This is a genomic window from Vibrio minamisatsumaniensis, from assembly GCF_050337445.1.
GTDB lineage: Bacteria > Pseudomonadota > Gammaproteobacteria > Enterobacterales > Vibrionaceae > Vibrio > Vibrio artabrorum.
This window is the reverse complement of record NZ_JAKJSY010000134.1, coordinates 1-5472: the sequence shown is the minus strand read 5'-3', so window position 1 is coordinate 5472 and position 5472 is coordinate 1. Positions and strand designations below refer to the sequence as shown.

5 protein-coding genes are annotated in these 5472 nt (G+C 42.5%); 4 read left to right on the top strand and 1 reads right to left on the bottom strand.

The genetic code is table 11. The features are described from left to right. The first annotated feature begins 94 nt into the window (after window positions 1-94). The 3 genes from yfbV to L4B77_RS19270 all read left to right on the top strand — a co-directional run bounded on the left by yfbV (window position 95) and on the right by L4B77_RS19270 (window position 3559). A complete protein-coding gene (yfbV, locus tag L4B77_RS19280; RefSeq protein WP_261837665.1) occupies window positions 95-547 on the top strand; it encodes a terminus macrodomain insulation protein YfbV in 453 nt (150 codons plus the stop codon). A 287-nt stretch (window positions 548-834) separates the two neighbouring features. After that, a complete protein-coding gene (locus L4B77_RS19275; protein ID WP_429752433.1) occupies window positions 835-1800 on the top strand; it encodes an ABC transporter substrate-binding protein in 966 nt (321 codons plus the stop codon). A gap of 292 nt (window positions 1801-2092) precedes the next feature. After that, entirely contained in the window at window positions 2093-3559 is a 1467-nt protein-coding gene (locus L4B77_RS19270; RefSeq protein ID WP_372066062.1) for a GGDEF domain-containing protein, read from the top strand. Window positions 3560-3636: 77 nt separating this feature from the next. Here L4B77_RS19270 and dusC read toward each other — a convergent pair whose 3' ends face one another. Next, window positions 3637-4587 carry a tRNA dihydrouridine(16) synthase DusC gene (gene dusC, locus L4B77_RS19265; protein ID WP_429752430.1) on the bottom strand — a complete coding sequence of 317 codons (951 nt, stop codon included), beginning with the start codon at window positions 4585-4587 and terminating at the stop codon, window positions 3637-3639. A 172-nt stretch (window positions 4588-4759) separates the two neighbouring features. On the opposite strand from dusC, the gene L4B77_RS19260 reads away from it, so the two are divergent. After that, complete coding sequence (locus L4B77_RS19260; protein WP_261837661.1) at window positions 4760-5380, top strand: YecA/YgfB family protein; 621 nt, start codon at window positions 4760-4762, stop codon at window positions 5378-5380. Window positions 5381-5472 lie beyond the last annotated feature (92 nt).

Below are 5472 nucleotides of genomic sequence, written 5' to 3'. Positions count from 1 at the left end.
AAATATAACAAAAAAATTTGAAAGAATATTATTTTTCGTCAATTTTTTGTGTTTTTAGTTGATGGTTTCAACTTTTTTTTAATGGGAGACTCATATGAGTAATAGAGTTGGTTTAGCGAGCAGTTTAAAAGATGGTCAAAAGTACATGGATCTCTGGCCTGTTCGAAAAGAGTTAAACGCTATTTTCCCTGAGCAGCGCATTATTAAAGCGACCCGTTTTGGTGTGAAAGTGATGCCAGCGATAGCTGCGATTAGTGTCCTGACACAAATGGTCTTTAATAATTATCAAGCGATACCGCAAGCCGTAGTTATGGCTTTGTTCGCTTTAAGTTTGCCGCTTCAAGGCATGTGGTGGTTGGGTAACCGCTCAAAGACTCAACTTCCACCCGCGTTGGTTTCGTGGTACCGCGAACTGCATGAAAAGATCACTGAAACGGGTTTTGCGTTAGAGCCTATGAAGTCGCGCCCTCGCTATAAAGAATTAGCGATAATCTTAAATCGCGCATTTCGCCAGCTCGACAAGTCTTCCATGGAACGTTGGTTTTAACGAAAGAAGCACAATTTCGAGATCATCCCTTGTTTTTCCCCTATAACCTGAGAGCTGCCATACACTATTCGCTTGCTCTCAGATTCATTGATATCACTTATTCATTCAGTTTCTTACCTTCTCCCGACACACAAATTTGCCTTTCCTCGCACAATTAGAGGGATGTTGTTTTTTTGTTATATATTACTTCAACTTCTGAACCGTTACTGGTATTAATGTCAACAGTATTTTGATGTTGTTCTCTTTGATCGAGCAATAACGATGGGAGCTTGATTAAGGGATTATTGATGGGTTCTATAATAAAACGATACACAGCTATTTTGAGTGTTTTTCTATTGCTATGGACTGGCAATGTCATGGCTAATATGGCCAAGGTGTCAGTTTCACAAGTTGTCGACCATCCAGATTTAAACGCGACACGTGCTGGGCTTATAGACGGATTACGCGCGAAAGGTTTTGAAATCGGTAAAAACCTAGAGTTTTCTTACGCGATGGCGGATGGAAGTCCAGCCAAAGCAGCAAGAATCGCCAGAAAGTTGGTTAGCGAAAATCCTCATGTATTGGTCGGCATTGCTACACCAACTTCGCAAGCTTTGGTCTCAGCGACTCGCTCAATACCTATTGTTTTTACCGCGGTTACTGACCCTATCGGTGCCAGACTGGTTAAACACCTGGATAAACCTGAGAGAAATGTTACGGGCCTTTCTGATTTATCCCCGATATCCCAACATGTGAAGTTAATTAAAGAGCTTTTTCCTCAGGCAACGTCTATCGGTGTGGTTTACAACCCAGCAGAGGCAAACTCGGTTGCTTTAGTTAGGTTGTTGAAGAAGGCTACACAAGAACTTGGGCTCAGTCTGTATACTGAAAAAGCGCTCACTATCGATGATATTGAGTCGAAAGCAGAGTCTGTGGCTAAAAAATCTGATGTTATCTATGCGTTGACTGACAACACAGTTGCAAGCGGTATTGAAGGACTTATAGAAGCGGCTAACCAAGCGGGCATACCTGTGGTTGCTGGTACAACATCTTATATTGGGAAAGGCGCTATCGCAGGCATTGGTCTAGATTATTATGATGTTGGATTGCAAACAGCTGATTATGTCGTAGCCATTCTTAATGGACAAAAACCGGGAGAGTTGAGCGTAAAAACAGCGAAGAGTTCTCACCTTGTGGTCAATTTGGTTGCGGCTCGTAAGCTAGGAGTTACATTGCCTCAGTCGGTGGTTGACCGTGCGATAATCATTCATTGATCGAAAAACTTCACGCTCAATGGTTTTTATTATCGTGTTGGCGCCCTTTCTTTTTATCTCTCATCCTGAATGACTTCTACGAAACATAGGGTGTTTATCCGTTGCAGTAATGGCTGAAACGAGGTTATTTACGGCCCCCATTTTTTGGGGATATGGGTTTGCAATGAATGATTATGCGGTTAAACAACCATATGAACTTTATGCCGACTTACAGTATTTTATGTCGAAAAATAATGCAAATGATGTCATAATATGAACAGTGTATGTAAGAAATTGCTAAGATCAGACAAATATGAAAGTAAACAGGCATTTTAGTCTCACCTTTGTTTTTGGCTTTCCTGCTGTGATTGGTGTGATACTGATTGGCCTAATTGCAAAGAACCATTTGGATGCAGTAAAGAAAGACATCGAAACCGAATTTCATCGTGTTGAAGAGGCATTTAACCGAACCACTAAAGTTGTCACTGCCTTGGATTATAGTTTTACTAATTACTATCGATCAGGTAGCACGCTGACTCTTGACCATAATAAGCAGGTTATTAACGGCTTATGTCGAATTTGGCCTATCGAGGCCAAGCTTCTTGCGGATAGCAAAATAGCGGATATTCCATCTGTGGATATTGATTATATGTTGGTCGGTGAAGAGTCGCTTTGTTCTGAAACCAGTGATGAATACAAAGGTGCATCAGAGAAGATATCTTTAGCACCGATCCTTTCATTCTTATCGCAACTGGATGAATTTCACAACGGTGTACACTTTATAGACCGACATGGTTATGTTATTTCATCACCAGAAAGTTTTGCTAAAGGCTTAAGTAAAGAACAGCTTTCGACTATCAAAAGTCGTCCTTATTGGCAAGCAACGGCGAATAGCCCAGAACAACTGACATTAAATGGGCCCATGCACCGATTTGATTCACTAGATCGTATTATTAGCATGACAAGCCCTGTGTTTCACCAAGGGGTATACCAAGGCATACTCTCGGTAGACATTAACGTGGACAAATTGCTTGAGGTTTCCAATCCCCTTTTAGCCGGAAAAGTGGACATCATTGATACAACATTAGTGACTCCAAGTGATACCAGTATTTTTTATGAGGAAATTCACCTAGAAGGTGTCACATCACATCATGCTATTTACTATGAGTTGGATCTGACGAAGGAAATCGAGAATTTCTTTATTTATGAAAAAGACGGTTTAATTGTCGCCATTATTGTCTATTTGTTCTCTGTAACTATCTTCTTTTACGTCAATTCAAATATTGAACGTGGTTATTTTAAAGATCTTGCAGCCAAGGACCCAATGACAAATCTATTGAATCGACGTGGTTTAGAAGCTTTTTGGCGCCGAGTAGAACACGACAAATTGTTTGCTTTGACGATATTTGATATCGACAATTTCAAGTTGATTAATGATACCTATGGTCATGATATTGGTGATGATGTTATTCGTTATATGGCGCAACAACTCAATAGTAGTATTCGAAGCAGTGACGTCGTTGCAAGGTTTGGCGGTGAAGAGTTTGTTGTTTATATAAAAGGCGATGATCGTACATCTTTGGTTGAGACCCTACACCGCGTCAAAGAGACCATTTGCACAAGATCAGTCGATATTATCCCGACTGGCTTTACCGTCTCTGGCGGTGTGTGTATTGTTGAAGCGGGCGGGCAGAAGCTTAGTTTTACAGAGATATTTAAGTACGCCGATGAGAAACTGTACGTGGCTAAGAGCATGGGTAAAGACCGAATCGAGTTTTAACCACGTTTTGAGATCTCTTAGATCTCATGATGCAATGGAGAGAGGGGGGGACTCTACAGGGGTAAGGATAGTTAAGCTCAACTGAAATGCTCCTGTTGATAACGTTGTAGGCGTTCTACGATAGGCGGCGCTTTCTTGAAAGTTCGAATTTCTTTAAATAGTTCGTTCGCTTCAGGGTAGCCTTTACTTAAATAGACAAACCACTGCTTCACTCTATTGGGGTAGTACATGCCTTTATCCCCTTTAATTTGAAATTCGGAGTAGCGTAGCAAAAGTGCGATTACTTTCTCCCACGGCATTTTCGGGTGGTTGTGCTTAACGACATTGCCTAGGTTTGGAATGTTAAAAGCACCGCGGCAGACCATCAATGAATCGACGCCAGTTGCTTCTATGCAATCTTGACCATCTTGATAGTTCCAGATCTCCCCATTAGCAATCAACGGCAGAGAGGTTTTTTCTCTTATTTGATTGATGTAATCCCATTTTATTTCGCTGGCTTTATAGCCGCCCACTTTGGTTCTTGCATGCACGGTGAGTTCGTCAGCTTTGGCTTGCTCGATGGCATCGACGATTTCAAAGCACTCTTCCGGATGCTCCCAACCTAATCGAATCTTTGCGGACACAGGAATGTGCGCAGGTACCGCTTCTCGACAAGACTTCACCACTTGATAGATCAGCTCGGGCTCTTTGAGTAGTGAAGCTCCACCATTACTTTTATTGACCGCTTTCGCAGGACACCCAAAGTTTAGATCAATGCCTTTCGCGCCTAGGTCGGCGGCTTGGAAGGCATTTTCTGCCATCCAATTTGGGTGCTGTCCGAGTAGTTGGAGATGGATCGGCACACCCGCAAGGGTTTGAGACCCTTGATGTAGCTCTGGGCAAATACGGTGGAACACATGCGGAGGAAGACGTTGGTCCACGACGCGCACAAACTCTGTCACACAGAGATCGTAATCATTAATCTCTGTGAGAATTTCACGCATTAGGTGGTCTAGAACGCCCTCCATAGGGCCAAGTATTACGCGCATGTTTTTTCCAAAGTTGTCACCCTAAAATTAGGAGGCGTGATTGTACGGTTTGAACACTGGATTGTCACTATGAGTATGGTGTTCTTGTTATCCGCTTGCTTGAGCGGTTAATGGCGACGGTTGGGCTTGATAACGCTATAATGAGCAAAATGATTTAAACACTCGAGTTTTCATGAAATATCAATTATTGGATCAAACAGTATTAACTGAAGAGAGCACGCCTCAATTTATTGAAGGTGCTATTTTGGCGTCGAACTTAGCAACTAAACCATTAGATCCTCAAGCTTGGCTTGCTGTTATTGTTCCTGATGCGCCACCCGAATTGGTGTCAGCTGTAACTGAGCAAATCAATCGTCAGCATAACTTGATTCAGCGGAGTGAATTTTTACTGACAGAGGTATTTGCTGACGGTGACTTCAATGAGCAATTCGCTGATTTCGCAGAAGGCTTTATGATGGTTTGGCCGACAGTAGAAGAACAGTGGCAAACCGTGACGATGGCAGATGGTACGCTGCGTATGTTGCAAGCGCTTCTGACAACACTCATGTTAGGGATTGATGAAGAGTTGACTCAGCAGCAGATGATTGCCGCTGGGTTTGAAAATCCCCCGGGACTTGAAGACCTAGTGGGTCAGGTCGATCTGATGATTGCTGAAGTGGCGTTGGCGGCAGACGAAGTCATGCTCGGTAATAAGTCACAAAGCGTTAACCCATTCAAAGGCATCGGCCGTAATGACAGTTGCCCATGTGAAAGTGGTAAAAAGTTTAAGCAATGCTGTGGAAAAAGCGCCTAATGTCGGCTTGTGAGATACTTATACCAATCGTAGTAAATAACTGGTCACCCTAGCTTGTTAAAAAGCTCGATAACTTCGTTAGAATTTTTGAT

What these genes read in the sequence shown, in the direction of transcription:
- yfbV (WP_261837665.1), top strand. Translation starts at nt 95, where the DNA reads ATGAGTAATAGAGTTGGTTTAGCGAGCAGTTTAAAAGATGGTCAAAAG.
- L4B77_RS19275 (WP_429752433.1), top strand. Translation starts at nt 835, where the DNA reads ATGGGTTCTATAATAAAACGATACACAGCTATTTTGAGTGTTTTTCTA.
- L4B77_RS19270 (WP_372066062.1), top strand. Translation starts at nt 2,093, where the DNA reads ATGAAAGTAAACAGGCATTTTAGTCTCACCTTTGTTTTTGGCTTTCCT.
- dusC (WP_429752430.1), bottom strand. Translation starts at nt 4,587, where the DNA reads ATGCGCGTAATACTTGGCCCTATGGAGGGCGTTCTAGACCACCTAATG.
- L4B77_RS19260 (WP_261837661.1), top strand. Translation starts at nt 4,760, where the DNA reads ATGAAATATCAATTATTGGATCAAACAGTATTAACTGAAGAGAGCACG.